11 protein-coding genes are annotated in these 15,556 nt (G+C 70.2%); 4 read left to right on the plus strand and 7 right to left on the minus strand.

What is annotated here, in order from left to right; translation table 11 throughout:
• Positions 1 to 59 precede the first annotated feature (59 nt).
• The 5 genes from ACFRFC_RS01705 to ACFRFC_RS01725 all read right to left on the minus strand — a co-directional run bounded on the left by ACFRFC_RS01705 (position 60) and on the right by ACFRFC_RS01725 (position 7,974).
• Positions 60 to 2,411 carry a glycoside hydrolase N-terminal domain-containing protein gene (locus tag ACFRFC_RS01705; protein WP_382680029.1) on the minus strand — a complete coding sequence of 784 codons (2,352 nt, stop codon included), beginning with the start codon at positions 2,409 to 2,411 and terminating at the stop codon, positions 60 to 62.
• A 33-nt stretch (positions 2,412 to 2,444) separates the two neighbouring features.
• A complete protein-coding gene (locus tag ACFRFC_RS01710; RefSeq protein ID WP_382680031.1) occupies positions 2,445 to 4,628 on the minus strand; it encodes an alpha-galactosidase in 2,184 nt (727 codons plus the stop codon).
• A 79-nt stretch (positions 4,629 to 4,707) separates the two neighbouring features.
• Entirely contained in the window at positions 4,708 to 6,051 is a 1,344-nt protein-coding gene (locus ACFRFC_RS01715) for an ABC transporter substrate-binding protein (RefSeq protein ID WP_382680033.1), read from the minus strand.
• 28 nt (positions 6,052 to 6,079) lie between these two features.
• Positions 6,080 to 7,024: a carbohydrate ABC transporter permease gene (locus tag ACFRFC_RS01720; RefSeq protein ID WP_382680035.1), complete on the minus strand. Its 945-nt coding sequence runs from the start codon at positions 7,022 to 7,024 to the stop codon at positions 6,080 to 6,082.
• 8 nt (positions 7,025 to 7,032) lie between these two features.
• Positions 7,033 to 7,974 carry a carbohydrate ABC transporter permease gene (locus ACFRFC_RS01725; protein WP_382680036.1) on the minus strand — a complete coding sequence of 314 codons (942 nt, stop codon included), beginning with the start codon at positions 7,972 to 7,974 and terminating at the stop codon, positions 7,033 to 7,035.
• Positions 7,975 to 8,165: 191 nt separating this feature from the next.
• Here ACFRFC_RS01725 and ACFRFC_RS01730 point away from each other — a divergent pair, with 191 nt between their 5' ends.
• The 3 genes from ACFRFC_RS01730 to ACFRFC_RS01740 all read left to right on the plus strand — a co-directional run bounded on the left by ACFRFC_RS01730 (position 8,166) and on the right by ACFRFC_RS01740 (position 11,736).
• Positions 8,166 to 9,398, plus strand: a complete 1,233-nt coding sequence (locus tag ACFRFC_RS01730; protein WP_382680038.1) for an ROK family protein — start codon at positions 8,166 to 8,168, stop codon at positions 9,396 to 9,398.
• Between the two features lie 13 nt (positions 9,399 to 9,411).
• The gene (locus ACFRFC_RS01735; protein WP_382680040.1) at positions 9,412 to 10,344 is read left to right on the plus strand and encodes a LysR family transcriptional regulator; all 933 of its coding nucleotides are present in this window, start codon (positions 9,412 to 9,414) and stop codon (positions 10,342 to 10,344) included.
• 195 nt (positions 10,345 to 10,539) lie between these two features.
• The gene (locus tag ACFRFC_RS01740; RefSeq protein ID WP_382680042.1) at positions 10,540 to 11,736 is read left to right on the plus strand and encodes a mandelate racemase/muconate lactonizing enzyme family protein; all 1,197 of its coding nucleotides are present in this window, start codon (positions 10,540 to 10,542) and stop codon (positions 11,734 to 11,736) included.
• Positions 11,737 to 12,018: 282 nt separating this feature from the next.
• Here the strand turns inward: ACFRFC_RS01740 and ACFRFC_RS01745 are convergent, their stop codons facing one another.
• Both ACFRFC_RS01745 and abc-f read right to left on the minus strand, forming a co-directional pair.
• Positions 12,019 to 12,969, minus strand: coding sequence for a phosphotransferase family protein (locus tag ACFRFC_RS01745; RefSeq protein WP_382680044.1), 951 nt, complete (start codon positions 12,967 to 12,969; stop codon positions 12,019 to 12,021).
• A gap of 64 nt (positions 12,970 to 13,033) precedes the next feature.
• Entirely contained in the window at positions 13,034 to 14,686 is a 1,653-nt protein-coding gene (gene abc-f, locus ACFRFC_RS01750) for a ribosomal protection-like ABC-F family protein (protein WP_382680046.1), read from the minus strand.
• Between the two features lie 325 nt (positions 14,687 to 15,011).
• Here abc-f and ACFRFC_RS01755 point away from each other — a divergent pair, with 325 nt between their 5' ends.
• Positions 15,012 to 15,359 (plus strand): VOC family protein, encoded by a 348-nt coding sequence (locus ACFRFC_RS01755; RefSeq protein ID WP_382680048.1) that lies wholly within the window; start codon positions 15,012 to 15,014, stop codon positions 15,357 to 15,359.
• Positions 15,360 to 15,556 lie beyond the last annotated feature (197 nt).

Consider the following 15,556-nt stretch of genomic DNA (forward strand, 5'->3'; position numbering starts at 1 on the left):
TGCCGGACAACACCGAGGGACGGATGACCGACTTTCGCGAAAGGAATTGACGCGCGGGTTCAGCACACCGGCGTCACCTCGCAGGATTGCTGCGGCCGCAGGCACAGCCGGAGGCGGTCCTCGCCGTAGCGGACCCGGACCTCGCGCGCCGCCGCCACCCGCAGGACGGCCCGCTCCAGCCGGCCGCCGGACCAGGTGATGTCGACCTCGATGCCGCCGCGAGCGCGCAGCCCGCGCACCTGCCCGTCGGGCCAGGCGGCCGGCAGCGCCGGGAGCAGCTCGATCTCCTCGCCGTCGCACTGGAGCAGCATCTCGGCGATACCCGCGGTGCCGCCCGCGTTGCCGTCGAAGGAGTAGATGTTCTGCGCGGCGCCCGCCACCCCGCCGCGTGAGAAGGACAGCAGATTGGCCTCGCTCGCCTCCGCGATGAGGCTGCGGACGTGGCGCAGTGCCGCATCGCCGTCGAGGAGGCGCGCGTAGTAGGCGATGAAGTTCGCCTCGGCCCACTCGGTCTGCTCCCAGCCGGGTGCCGCCTCGCGCCGGTCGATGGTCACGCGTGCCGCTTCGGCCAGCTCCGGTGTGGTGCGCGGGGAGATCTGCCGCTCCGGGTAGAGCGCCATCAGATGCGAGGTGTGACGGTGGCTCGGCACGGCCTCCTCGAAGTCGTCGAGCCATTCCCGTAGTTGCCCATGGCGCCCGGTCCGCAGCGGGGCGAGCCTGCCGCGGGCGGCGGCGACGCGCTCACGGAACCCGGCGTCGAGGTCCAGCCGCTCGGCCGCCTCCTCGCACCTGCGGAAGAGGGCCTCGACGAAGACGCGGTCGGCGGTCGGCCCCATGGAGACGGAGCATTCGTCGCCGGAGGGTGCGATGTACCAGTTCTCGGGTGATTCGGACGGTCCGGTGACCAGCCGGCCGTGCTCGGGCTCGGGGACGAGGTGGTCGAGGAAGAACTCGGCGGCCTCCTTGAGGACGGGGTAGGCCCGGGTGCGCAGAAAGTCCTGGTCCTGGCCGTACTCCCAGCGCTCCCAGTGCTGCAAAGCGATCCACGCACCGCCGGTCACGTTCAGGCCCCAGCCCATGCCCCAGCCGGGGGCGGTGTAGCCCCAGGCGTTGGTGACCGTGTGGGCGACCCAGCCGCGAGCGCCGTAGAGCCGCGACGCCGTGGTCCGCCCGCACACGCGCAGGTTCTCCACGAGGCGCAGCAGGGGCTCCTGGCATTCGGGCAGTCCGGTCGGTTCGGCCGCCCAGTAGTTCTGCTGGGTGTTCATGTCGAGGTGGAAGTCGTTCGTCCATGGTGCGCTGCTGGCCAGGCCGTCGTTCCACAGCCCCTGGAGCGCGAGCGGCAGGGGTGAGTCGTGCCGGGATCCGGCGACGGTGAGATACCGGCCGTACTGGAAGTAGAGCGCGACCAGTTCGGGGTCCTCGCCGCCGCGCGCCAGCAGGTCACGGCGTTCGTCGGTGGGCAGTGCGCGCACAGCGGGGTCGGTGCGGCCGAGGTCGATGCCCGCGCGCCGCATCAGCGCGGACACATCGGCGACATGAGCGGCGTACAGCCCGGGCCATCCCTGCCGCTCGGCGGCGTCCAGCGCCGCCATCGCGTCGGCCTCCGGGTCTGTGCCGCGCCAGCCGGTGCCGACGGCGATCAGGACGGTCGCGGCGTCCGCGCCGTCGACGCACACGGTGTCGCCGTCCGTGGACCGGCTGCCGCCCTCGGGCAGCAGCCGGATCCGGATGGTGAGGTCGACGCCGTCCAGGCCGTTGCTGTGCAGCGTCTCGACGGCCCGGCCCGAGAGCACGAGATCACCGTCGTCGATCCGTCGCCGGAGCGGGAAGACGGCTTCGCCGACCTCGGCCCGGAGACTGAGGATTCCCGGTACGGAGGCGGTGATCCGGTAGGCGATGACGCGGGCGGGGTGCGAGGAGAGCACCGTGGTGGCGTAGTCGACGCCGGAGCGGGTGAAGGCGGACCGGACGACGCCGTCGTCGAGGCCGAGGCCGCGCCGGTAGCCGCGGACCGGGCCCGGGGAGCCGTGCGCGATCTGCACCTGGGGCAGCGGCAGGTTGGTGCCGAAGGATGCCGGGCGGCCCAGCAGGTGCTCCTTCGCCAGCGCCTGCGCCTTGGCGTGCTCGCCGGCGAACAGCAGTGCGCGGATGTGGGGGAGCAGCTCGCGGCCACTGTCGGAGACATCCGTCTCGGACGGTGCACCGGACCAGGCGGTGGATTCCGACAGCTGGATACGGTCGACGCCGGTGCCGCCGTGGACCATGCCGCCGAGCCTGCCGTTGCCGATGGGGAGCGCCTCGAACCATCGGCCGGCCGGCGCCCTGAACCAGAGCGAGCCGGCGGACAGCGGGGGTGCTGTGTCGGTCAGGTCGGTCAGGTCGGTCAGGTCGGTGCTGTTGAGGGGCATGTGGGTGGCTTTCGGTGAACGGGCGTGGGCCGGTCAGTGGGCGTCGAGTTGAAGGAGCAGCGCTTGCTGGGGCTGAAGGGTCGGCATGGGCAGGCCGAGCCGGGACAGGGTGTGACCGCTCAGGCTCAGCGAGCCGTCCTCGGCCTCGGCCAGCCAGCCCGGCGGGCGTTCCTGGAATGCGGGCCTGCCTGTCTCGGTGCGCGCCCGGATCCGGTAGCGGCGGTCCGGGTCGAGGCCGGGCAGCGGGATCCGGCCCGATGTGATCGCCGGTGATGTGCCGAGCCGCGCCCAGGCGAAGACCGCGGACGTCCCGTCGCCGGCGACGACGCCGTGCAGCAGGGTCTGCTCGTCCGTGAGGTCGGCCCGCACGATGCGCCCGCTGTGCAGCAGCGGCCGTAGCTCCTTGTAGAGCCCGGCCCAGGCGCGGATCGCGCTCAGCTCGTCGGCGTCACAGGCATTGAGGTTCTGCTCGATTCCGGCGTGCCCGAACAGTGCGGTGACGAGCCGGAACGGCAGCGAGGTGACGCGGCGCGTCGTGTGTGCCTCGGGTGCGCCGAGGTGGGTGCCCATCAGCTCGGGCGGGAGCAGCTGACCGGTCCACCGCTGGATTTGCTGGCGCTCGACGGGGTCGTTGCAGTCGGAGGCCCATACCCGGTCGGTGTGCTGGAGGATCCCCAGGTCGATGCGTCCGCCGCCACTCGCGCAGGATTCGATCTCCAGCGCGCGGTGGCTGCCGCGGAGGGCGTCGAGCATCCGGTAGAGCGCCCGGGTCTGGGCCCGGACGCCGGCCCGGCCGTCGTCGTCGCGGCGGCTCGCCTCGTGCAGCTCACGGTTGTGGTCCCACTTGATGTAGTCGATCCGGTACTCCGACACCAGGGCGTCGATGCGGTCGTACACGAACTTCCAGGCGTCCTCGTGGGCGATGTTGAGTACGTGCTGGTGGCGGATCGACGGGCCCGCGCCGGTCGCCGGGGCCAGGATCCAGTCGGGGTGTTCCCGTGCCAGCCGGGAACTGAGGTTGATCATCTCGGGTTCGAACCACAGACCGAACTGCATGCCGTGCGAGCGGACCCGCTCGACCAGCGGGGTCAGGCCGTCCGGCCAGACCTCGGGGTCGACCAGCCAGTCGCCGAGGCCGGTGCGGGCGTTACGGCGGCCGAGGAACCAGCCGTCGTCGAGGACGACCCGCTCCACGCCGACCGAGGCCGCGCGGTCGACGAGTTCGAGCAGTGTGGTCAGGTCGTGGTCGAAGTAGACCGCTTCCCAGGTGTTGAGCACCAGTGGCCTGGGGCTCGCCGGATGGTGCGGCCGGGAGCGGAGCAGGCCGTGGAATCGGTCGGCGATGCCGTCCATGCCGCTGTCGGACCAGGCGAAGCAGAGCGTCGGGCTGTCGTAGGTGTCGCCGTCGCCGAGGGCGACCTCACCCGGCAGCAGAAGCTCTCCGCCGCCGATGACCGAGCGGTGCACGCCGGCGCCCTCGGGGAGCTGTTCCACGAAGCAGCGCTGGTTACCGCTCCAGGCGACGTGCAGGGCCCAGACCTCGCCGGTGCGGAAGCCGAACCCGTGGGTGCCCGCCATGAGCAGGTAGGGCGAGTCGAGCGACGGCCGGCCGCGCCGGCTCTCGCGCAGGTGAGTGCCGAAAGGGACGGGGAGGCGCTGAGGGCTGCGTTCGCGCGACCACTTGCCGGTGAAGTCGACCAGCTCCGTGGCCCGTTCAGGCAGGGGGAGTATGACGGTGAGGGCGGTGAGGTCGAAGACATCACTCCGGTCGGGAGCGCCGCCGCCGCGGCGGAGCCGGCCGTCGACGGAGAGGATGCCGTGCTCGTCGAGTCGGTAGCGCAGCGACAGCTCCAGGCCCAGGTCACTGTGGAGTTCGAGGGTGAGGGTCGACGCCGGCTCGTCATACGCGTGACCGGCCAGGTGGAACCGCGGGTAGGGCATTCCGGTCGAGCGGATCCGGCCCTCGATTCCGGGCGTGCCCGACCAGGCGTCCGCCTCGGTGGGCAGCACGGTCAGCAGCCGGGGTGCGTCGGTGGAGTTGTGGGTCACACTCGGTGTCGCGGTGGTGCGCAGGGCGTCGAGTTCGGCGGCCGAAAGCTCGCCTAGGTCGGCGCCCCAGTGCAGGACCCGTGGCAGCGGGCCGCCGAGGTCGACGAGGAAGCCGGCGGGGCCTCCCCGCAACTGGATCACGGGTGCCGAGTGGTCGGTGTCGGGCACGGTTCCTCACGTGGGTCGTCAAGTGGTGCCGGCCGGCCGGGATCGAGGCACCGGCCGGCCGCCGGGGGCGGTGTGGGAACTACTCGGCGATGATTGTCTTCGTCTGCTGTTGCAGGGCGGGCCAGAGGCTGTCGTTCTCCTGGTGCAGGAAGTACGCCTCGAACTTCGGCCTCACCTCGGCCTCGATCTTGGCGCCGTTGCTGTAGGCCGGGGCCGCGAAGAGTTCGCCGTCGGCCTGGTACCCGCCGAAGACGGACAGGTCGGGGCCGTCCTTCGCGGTGGAGTCGACGAGCTTGTCCATCGATGCGGCGATGGAGGGGAACAAGGAACCGTTGAAGACCGCGGCCGTCGTCTGGCACTCCTCGGAGCCCATGTAGGAGACCCACTTCCAGGTCTGCTCCGGGTTGTCGGTGCCCGCCCAGATGTTGTTCCCGTTCATGTTGCTGAGCACGGAACGCGTACCGTCGGCCGAGGACACCACGGGGGCGGTGCCGACATTCACACCGGGCAGCTTCGCGAGCGCGGGCGCGTCCCAGGACCCGCCCATGACCATGGCCACCTGGCCGGAGCCGATCTGGTCCGCGTTGCCGGTGGTGAACTGTTCGTACTCGGGGGCGTAGCCGTCGTCGATCAGGCCACGCAGAGAGTCCATCGTGTCGATGAACCGCTGGTCCGCGTAGTTGAACCGGGTGGGCCAGTTGGGTTTGTCGGTGAGTTCGAAGCCCGTGCTGGCGGCGAAGGGACCCCAGGTCGTCTGACCGATGTTGTCGTCCGAGGCCACGCTTCCGACGCCGTAGACCTTGACCTTCGACTTGTCGAAGCCCGGCTCGTCGCCGCGTACGCCGTTGCTGTCGACGGTGAGCCGCTCGACCACGTTCTGGAAGGTGCCGCCGTCCTCCGGGTTCCAGGTGAGGTTCTGGAGGTCCTCCTCCGTCAGCCCGGCCTCCTTCACCAGGTCCTGGTTGTAGTACAGGGCGCTGGCGGCCCAGTCGAGCGGCAGCCCGTACTGCTTGCCGTCGGTGAACTTCCACAGGTCGACTCCGTCGGCGAAGACGCCGACGTCGTAGCCGGTCTCCTCGATGAGGTCGTCCAGGGCGAGGATCTGCCCCTGGCTCGCGTAGGACTGGAAGTAGGTCACGCTGTTCTGGAAGGCGTCGGGCGCGTCCTTGGCGACAAAGCCGGCGGTCAGCTTGGTGAAGTAGTCCGCCACGTTGTAGTGCGTGATCTCGACCTCGACGCCGGGGTTCGCCTTCTCGAAGGCCGGTATGCACTTGCTGTACGCGGCGGCCTGGTCGGGGGACCAGGTCCACCAGTCGACAGTGCCCCCCGCGCCCTCGCTGCCGCCGCTTCCTCCGCCGCAGGCGGTGAGGGTGAGCAGAGCAGCTGCGCCGACGGCGGTGGCGGCGATCTTTGCGGTTCTCATGGTTGCCTCTTGTGAGTGTCGGACGGGGTCACTTGATCCCGCTGAATCCGATGGAGTTGACGATCCGCTTACCGAAGGCGACAAAGAGCAGCAGCATGGGCACCGCCGCGACCAGCGTCGCGGCCATCAGGCCGGCGAAGTCGGGCTGCGACTCCGGGGCCGCCTGCTGGAAGACACCGAGCGCCAGCGTGAGGGGCCTGACCTGCGGATCGTTGGCGACGAGCAGGGGCCAGAAGTAGTCGTTCCAGGCACCGATGAACGTGAGGATGGACAGGGTGACGAGCGGGCCGGACGTCATCGGGAAGGTGATCCGGAACATGATCTTCAACGGACCGGCGCCGTCGATGAGCGCCGCCTCCTCCACCTCGCTGCTCAGGCCGAGCATGAACTGGCGGAGGAAGAAGATGTTGAAGGCGGAGAACAGCGCGCCGGGCAGGACGAGCCCGGCGAAGGTGTTGATCAGACCGAGGTCGTTGATCAGTACGAAGTTGGGCAGCAGCATCAGGACGCCCGGCACCATCAACCCGGTGAGCAGGAGGGAGAAGACGACGTTGCGGCCCCGCCATTGCAGTCGCGCGAACGCGTAGGCGGCGAACGCGGAACAGGTGACGACGGCGACCGTGAGCAGCGACGCGTAGATCAGTGAGTTGCGCAGGAAGAGCGGGATGTCGAGGGAGGCACCCGATCCGCCCTGGGCGATCGCCTCGGCCTGGGTGGTCATCCCGAAGACGCGCTCGAACGCGTGGAACGAGAAGCCGGGCGGCAGCATGGACGCCGGATCGGTGCTCAGCGCGTAGTTGTCCGACAGCGCGGTGCGCAGGATCCAGTAGAAGGGGAAGATCGTGACCAGGAGGAATCCGATGACGTAGGCCCAGGCGACGGCCCGGCCCACCGACGGTCGCCGCCGGCGTCGGCGTACCGCGGAGTCCTTGGCGGCGCGGCCTTCGGGAGCGCTGACGGCAGTGGTGGCCATGGCCGGTCTCACCTCGTGTCCGAGTCGTTGGCGCGCAGCAGGCGCATCTGGAGGAAGGTGATGGCGATGAGCATCGCGAAGAGGGCGAGTGACATCGTGGCCGCGTAGCCGAAGTCGAACTGGCCGAACGCCTTGTCGTAGATGTACATCTGGAGCACCATCGTCGCGTCGGCCGGTCCGCCCTTGGTGGTGACCTGGACGATGTCGAACACCTGGAACGAGCTGATGACGCTGAGGACGACGACCATCGCCATGATCGGTCGCAGCAGGGGCAGGGTCAGCCGCCGGAACATCTGGATCTCACTGGCGCCGTCCAGGCGGCCCGCTTCGTAGACGTCGTCCGGGATGGTCTGGAGGCCGGCGACGATGAGGATGGTGCTGTAGCCCATCGACTTCCACACGCTGATCAGGGCCAGGGACGGGATCGCCCACTGCGGCGAGCCGAGGAACTTGACCGGTTCGCCGGAGAACTTCCCGATCAGGACGTTGACGATCCCCAGCTGCGGATCGAGCATCCACTGCCACACCAGCCCCGCGACCACTCCGGAGATGAGGAACGGCAGGATGACCAGGCCGCGAATCACCGTCGACCTGGTCAGCCGGTGCAGCACGACGGCGGTGACCAGCGACACCGCGAGGCCGACCCCTACGGAGAGGACGACGAAGTACAGGGTCACCCGGAGCGAGTGCCAGAACTTCTCGTCGCCGATCAGCGTCCTGATGTTCTCCAGCCCGGTCCAGACCGGCGGGGTCAGGATCTTGAAGTCCGTGAAGCTGAGGTAGACGCCCCGCAGGGTCGGATAGACCGCGAACACCGCGAAGCCCAGTGTGGCCGGCGCGATCAGCAGCAGGGCCAGCCGCCAGTCGTTGCGGTGTGTCGGGGTGCGCAACCGACCCTGGCGGATGGCACGTTCACGCCCTCCCGGCCGGGTTCTCAGCGTCGTTGCCATGGACTCTCCCTTGAGCAGCCGCCTGGGGCAGCACGCCGGCGGGTCGTCGGCGTGAGGCGACCATAAGTTGAATACATTCCACTGTCCAGTAATCCTGCGTACTGGGCTGGGCAGGTACAGTTGTCTTGCATGGTGATGGAAACTAAAGAAGCCGTGCGCAGGACGTTCCGCATCGGACACGGGGGAGAAACATGAGCGATGTGCCGGCAGCCCGCGACCACGACCCGACGATCGGCGACCCGCCTGCTCCGCCGGTTCCCCAGTGGGACCGGCTGCCCACCGCACCCGCCGTGACCACGGTCCTGACCGAGATCCTCAAGCGCGGCCCGATCCCGCGGATCGAGGTCGCCCGGCGGACCGGTCTGTCCCAGACCGCGGTGACCAAGGCGGTCGCCCTGCTCGCCGGGCAGGGCCTCATCTCCGCCCACGACCACCGCCGGTCGCCTGCACCCGGCCGCCCGGTGCAGCCGCTCAGTGTGCAGGAGGACGTGGCCCTGGCGATCGGGATCACGGTCCGCGTCGACGCGATCTTCGGAGTGGTCACCACCCTGCGCGCCGACGTGCGGCACTCCATCCACCGCCCACTCGCCAGTACGGTGCCGGCGGCCGTGGCCGACAGCGTGGCCACCGTGATCGGTATCCTGCTCACCGAACTCGGCCCCGACGCCGCGCGGGTGCTCGGCGCCGGGGTGTCGGTGTCCGGCGAGGTCGACACCGCCTCGGGCCTCGTCCGCGACTCACCGCGCCTGAACTGGACGGACGTACCGCTGCGCGACCTCGTCCGCGAACGCCACGACCTGCCCGTCCTCATCGACAACGACGTGCGGGCCCTGTCCATCGCCGAGGAGTGGTTCGGCATCGGCGTGGACGCCAGCTCCTTCGCGATCCTGACCATCGGCGCCGGAATCGGCTGCGGACTGTACGTCAACGGCGAGATCGTCGAGGGCGATCACGGCGTCGCCGGCGAGATCGGCCACCTGCCGCTCGGCCCGAGCGACCTGCTGTGCACCTGCGGGCGGTACGGCTGCGTGGAGACGGTCGCCTCGTCGAGCGCGATCATCCAGGCCATCCGCGCCGCCAGACAGGACCCGCTGCTCACCATGCGCGAGGCCGTCGCGCTGGCACGCGACGGCGATACCGACGCCCGGGGCGCCTTCGAGCGCGCCGGAACCGTGATCGGCCTCGCGCTGGCGACGGTGGCGAACCTGGTCGATCCGGGCAGCATCCTCGTGGCCGGTGAATCCGTCACCAACTACGACCTCTTCGAGCTGCGGGTGCGCGAGGCATTCGAGGCACACGCCTTCGGCTCGGCGAGGGCCTGCACTATCGTCGCCAAGTCCCACACCTTCGAGGACTGGGCACGCGGCTCCGCGGCCTCGGCGATCCAGGCACTGGTGGAGGGCAAACTGGCCGCGCGTTCCTGATTCGGAGATCACCATGGGGATAGAGCTGGTCTGGCTGAAGACATGGCTCGACGTCGTCGACACCGGCAGCTTCGCCCGAGCCGCCGAAGCCATACCCCTTTCACAGCCGCGCGTCTCCGCACACGTCGCGAACCTGGAGCGGGCACTGGGCTGCACACTGATCGAACGCCGGGTCCGCCCGCTCGCGCTCACCGAGGACGGACGCGCCCTGCTGCCCAAGGCACGGGCGGTGCTCGCGGCGGTCGACGACCTCGCCGGCCACCGCCACAGCCGCGAACCCCTGACCGGCCTGCTCAAGGTCGCCAGCTTCGCCAGCGCGAGCGACGCCTTCCTGCCGGCCATCGTGCGGCAGCTGCGCGGGGATCATCCGGGGCTGGAGGTCGGCATCTTCGACGGGGACGTCCAGTCCATCGAGACCGCGCTGACCGACCGCCGCGTCACCGTCGCGCTGCGCCCGCTGCGCCCCGAACCCGCCGACCGCGCCCTCACCTATCTCCCGCTGTGGCGAGAGCCGTTCGTCGTCCTGCTCCCCACCGGCCATCCCCTGCTGGCCGAGGAGTCGATCGCGCTGGAACAGCTCGCCTCCTCCAGGGTCATCACCATCGGCAACCCGCTGCTCGACTCCTACCTCGGCTACGAGGCCGAGGCCGCACTGCACGCCAGCTATGTGGAGGTGCCGATGGGACAGGTTTCGCAGCAGCCCACCACACTCGCCGCCATGGTCCGCGCCGGGCTCGGTGTGGGCGTCGTCAATCTGCTCGCCGCGTCCATGGTCCGGCAGGACGGACTCGAACACCGTCCGATCCGTGACCTGCACCGCCACCGCGATGTCGGTGTCTGGTGGCACAGCGAACGACCGTTCCCCCGCGCCTCCAAGGCGTTCGTCGAAGCGGTCACGGCGGCGCCGCTGCCGCCCGGCACGACACCGGTCCCGCCGAGCGCGTAGCCGCCACTCTTGGATCCCGGATGGCCGCCATCCGTAACCCACTATTGCCCGATCAGGAGGGCACTGGATGCAATGAACGCCGGCGGACCGCGAAAGGCCCGCCGTGCCACGGCCGTCGGTCCTCCCCGACGCGCCCGCTGTCCGGCGCCCCGGGCCGGCCCGGTTCCGTCACATAGCGAAGGAGAAGAACACCCCATGCCCGATGACGCTCCGCAGGTGCTCGGTGTGCTGTCGCCCGGACTCAGCGACCTGATCCACGGCGACGAAGGCGCCGACATCGTCTCCGTGGAGACGTACGCACTCGCCGTACCGCTGGCCCGGCCCATCGCGGACGCCACCGCCGCCATGGACCACTGGACGGTACCCGTCGTCGAGATCCGCACCCGCGACGGTCTGACCGGCACCGGCATCTCCGGCGTCCACACCGGTCCGGAACTCCTGTGCTCCGTCATCGACGACCACTACGCCCCCACCCTGCTCGGCGCCTCGTCCGAGGACATCCTCGGCACCTGGAACCGTCTGTACTGGCTGCCCACCCACTGGATCGGCCGTGCCGGTCCCGTGCACATGGCACTCGGCATGGTCGACATCGCGCTCTGGGACCTCGCCGCGCAGCGCGCCGGTGTCCCCCTGTGGCGGCTCCTCGGTGGCACCGCCGACCCCATCGAGGCGTACAACACCGATGCCGGCTGGCTCAACGCCCCCGTCGACGAACTCATCCGCGGGCTGACCGGCCTCGTGGACCAGGGCTGGCGCCGGGTCAAGATCAAGGTCGGCAAGCCGGACTGGCGGGAGGACGCCGCCCGGCTGCGGGCGGTGCGCTCGGCGCTCGGCGACGACGTGACGCTGATGTGCGACGCCAACCAGCGCTGGGATCTGTCGACCGCGCACCGGATCATGCCGGTCCTCGAAGAGACCCGCATGGACTGGGTCGAGGAACCGCTGCACGCCGACGACCTCGACGGGCACATCGCCGTGCAGCGGTCGACGAACCTCGACATCGCCGCCGGTGAGAGCATCTACAGCTACCAGCAGTTCGCCGGCTTCATCACGCACGACGCCCTCCGCGTCGTCCAGCCCGACGCCACCCGGCTCGGCGGGGTGACCGAATGGCTCCAGGTGACCCGGCTCGCCGCCGCCCGCGGCCTGCGTGTCACCCCGCACGCGGGCGACATGATGCAACTCCACCAGCACCTCGTCGGCGTCGGCCTGTCGGCCGCCCCGCCCCTCGTCGAGTTCATCCCGTGGACCCAGGACGCGTACACCGAACGCAGCGTGGTCCGCGAGGGATACCTCCTGCGCCCGCAAGCCCCCGGCGCGTCCACCGCCGTCGCCCCGAGGGCCCGTCACGACTGGCAACTCCGTGGCGTGGGGGGCTTGCGGGGGGCCTGACACCGGGGGGTCGGCCGGCGGGGTGTGATCGGCCCGCGAGTAGCCGGAGTGGGGGTGTCGGCAGTGCGGTGAGCCGATCACCTTGGTGTGGCTCGCCTCCCGAGGACGGCGTCCACGAGCTGGAACGGAAACCACCTGGGCCTGGGTCGGCTCACCCAGATGCCCAGGGGCGAAACGTCACCCTCGACCGGGGAGCAGAGCCGCGAGGAACAGCAGGTCGGCCGGGTAACGAGGCTCAAGGACGGGCTGTGAGTGTCAGGCTCAGCCACCAGTCGGTCGGTATCAGCCGTTCATGCCGGCGGTGAAGGGCGTCCTCCGCCAGTGGTCGAGCGCGGGCTTGAGGTACTCCACCAGTTCGGGAAGCTGCGGAACCAGAGTGAGGGTGGCGATGATCCGCAGCATGCCCAGGGCGTTGACGAAGGCGAGGACCTCCTCGTCGAGCGGCCTCGTGCCGTTGCGCAGTGCGCCACGGTTGTAGGCGGCTTCGTGCTCGGGTCCGAGAGCGGCCAGGTCCCACTCGACGGGCCCCAGGGTGACCAGTTCGAAGTCGGCGTAGAGGTCGCCGTCCACCGCGTTGAAGATGTTCGCGGGCGGGGAGTCGCCGTGGATGGGCTGGAGGTCGACCCCGGGGAACCGGGCCTCGAAGGCGCCGCGTGAGCGTACGAGGGGTTCGAGGAGCTGCCATTGACGGCGGGCCCCGTCGAGTTCGGCCGCTCCGATCAGGTCGGGATGCTGGTCGAGCAGGGTGAGGCTGTCCGCGATGAACCGCGGGTCGGCCGTGGACAGGAACTCCAGGTGGCCCGGGTAGGCGCGCAGTGCCGCGTGCAGGTCGGCGACGCTCTCGGCGTTCGCCACGTAGTCGGGTTCCTTGTCCCGGGCCTCCTCGATGAACGGCCAGAACGTCATCGAGAACCCGTCGCGCTGCACGGGCTCGCGCGGCACGAGCGGGCTGGGCGCGAACACCGGGACTGTCCGGCCGGCCAGCCACCGTGTGACATCCAGCTCGTCCTGCTGGCGGCGCGCGAGGGCGGCCAGGTCGACCGGGCGGGGCAGGACGGTCGGAATCCGGGCCACGACCGGCGAGGGGGCCAGGTGGACGACGACGGAGAAGACGTCGTGGAGCACCGTGGGGTCGGTGACGGCCAGGCCGAGCCCACGCCCGGCCGTGACGGCTGCCTCGACGGCGGCGGAGGTGCGGTCGGCGCGCTGTTGTGGTGTCAGGAAGGTGGTCATGGATCCCTCGCTTCGGTGGATTGATGGATGCCAGGCGATTCAGGGCCGGGCGGGCCGGACCGGGTCAGCGCCTGCGGCCGGCGTGCAGTTCCACCTGCTCGGCTTCGAAGCGCGCACGGAAGTCGCGATCGTGGGAGACCGCGACCACCGCCCCCGGGTACGCCGCGAGCGCCGCCTGAAGGCCCTCGGCCAGGTCGAGTGCGATGTGGTTGGTCGGCTCGTCGAGGACGAGGAGGTCCGCGGGCCGGGTCACCAGGGTCGCGATCTGAAGGCGCCGCTGCTGCCCCACGGACAGTGCGGCGACCGGCACGTGCAGATCCTGTTCACGGAACAGGCCCAGGGACAGGAGCTGTCCGGCGTACTCGTCCGGCAGCCCGGGCCGCCCGGCGGCGAACGCGGCGAGCAGCGTCAGCCGTGGGGCGTGCGCGGGCAGTTCCTGAGTGAGGTAGCCGATCCGGGCGGGGCGGTGCACCGTGCCCGCGTCCGGCTGAAGGTCGCCCGCAAGGACACGCAGCAGCGTCGTCTTGCCCGCGCCGTTCTCGCCCGTGACCAGCAGCCGCTGTCCGGGCTCGATCGCCAGGAGCCCGTCCAGACGCAGCCGTTGCCCGACCCGTACGTTGTCCAGCTCGGCCAGTGTCCCCTGGACCGGGCCGCCGGCCGCCGACGGCAGCGCCGTGGTGAACCGGAGCGGTACCGGCGGCTTTGCCACCGGGTTGCGCCGCAGCCGCTCCAGGCTCTCCCGCACCGAGCGCACCTGCCCGCCGAGCTTCCCCTCGCTGGAGCGGCGGAACTTGCCGAAGCCCTGCTTCGGATCGCGGCCGGTGGTGGCCAGCCTCCTGCCCGCGGCCTCCAGCAACTCCTCCGCGCGGGCCACCTCCTCGACCCAGTCCGCGTACCGCTGCTCCGCTCCGCGCCGGGCGGCGGCCTTCGCGGCGCAGTAGCCGGCCCACCCGTCGCCGTACCGGCGCACGGTGCACTCGTCCCGGTCGACCTCAAGGATCGTGGTGGCGATGCGCTCCAGGAAGCCGCGGTCGTGGGTGACCGCGACGACGGTGCCGCGGTGGGCGCGCAGGTGGTCCCCCAGCCAGCGCACGGCGGCCGCGTCGAGGTGGTTCGTCGGTTCGTCCAGGAGCAGCAGCTCGGGGGCGGCGGCCAGGACACAGGCGAGCGCGAGGCGCGACTCCTCGCCGCCGGACAGTGAGCCGAGATGGCGCTCCCGGGTGATCCGGGCCAGCCCGAGCCCATGCAGGGCGGCATCCACACGGGCGTCCGCCTCGTATCCGCCGCGTTCCTCGTAAGCGATCAGCAGCTCACCGTACGCGGCAAGCTCCTCGTCCGACGCGTCGGCGAGGGACTCCTCTGCCGCACGGAGCCTTCGCTCCATCTCGCGCAGTTCGGACAGCGCGAGGTCGACGGCGTCCTGCACGGCGCGGTCCGCACCGAGGCCGAGGGTCTGGGCGAGGTGCCCGGTTCCGCCGGGAAAGCGGACGGTGACCTCCCCGGCGTCCGGAATCTCGGCCGAGGCGAGCAGCCGCAGCAAGGTGGACTTGCCGGAGCCGTTCTCACCGATGACGGCGACCTTCTCGCCCGGCCGGACGGTGAAGGAGACCTGGTCGAGGATGGTCCGGGTGCCGTACGACTTGGTGACGGACCTGACGGCCAGCTGCGCCACGGCGGGGACGGTGGTGGGCAGGGCGATATGGGCGCGGTCGCGCATGGGGCTTTCCCTGGGCAGAAGGGTCTACGGGGTCCACGGGCAGCAGAAACGGCGGCAGGGGCCGTGCCCGGACTCAGACGAAGAAGAGGAAAGCCATGGCGTCACCTTAACAAGACGAAGCGTCTCGCTTCAATTCGTGGGGGACACGAAGTCCGTGATCCGCGAAAATCCGGGGGCGGGGCAGGGCGCGACAGGGCGCGGCAGGGCAGGGCGCGGCAGAGCACCGGTCGTCTGCGATCCGATGAGTCTTGCTCGCCGATGGGGTCTGCCTTCCGACACGTAGTCAGTCTGGCCAAATTTGATCTTGAGGGAGTAGGAGCCTGTCGTGGCGGTAGGGATCTTCGCAGGGATTGCAGTGCGTCACTATGAGAGCGCATTGGAGTGGTACAAGCAGCTGCTCGGCTCGGATCCAACGTTCTGCCCCAATGACGTCGAAGCGGTGTGGCAGCTGGCTGAGGACCGGTATGTGTACATCATCGAAGACACGCAACGTGCTGGTGGCGCGGTGAGCATGATCTGGGTCGACGACCCCGGTTCCGAAGTCGCGCGGATCGCTGGGCGAGGGCTCAAGCCAATCGAGGTGGAGCAGCACGGCAACGTCTGCAAGTGGGTGTTTCGCGACCCCGACGGCAACGAGACGGGGATCGGTGGGGAGGTCCAGCTGTCGAAGTAGTCCCCCTGTAGGCGTGGGCGAGGACCACGGGGTCGTTGTCGACGTAGACGGTATGGGCGGTCCGGCTGCCAGCGCCGGGCGACGCTGTGCACGTCGTCCTGGCGCGGCAGCCCGCATCTCAGCTCGAAGAACTGCGTCACTCGCGCCGTGGCGAGTCCGGCCACGGTGTCTTGCAGGTACCGGCTGCCGCGGCCGAC

Source organism: Streptomyces sp. NPDC056734 (assembly GCF_042790455.1).
GTDB lineage: Bacteria > Actinomycetota > Actinomycetes > Streptomycetales > Streptomycetaceae > Streptomyces.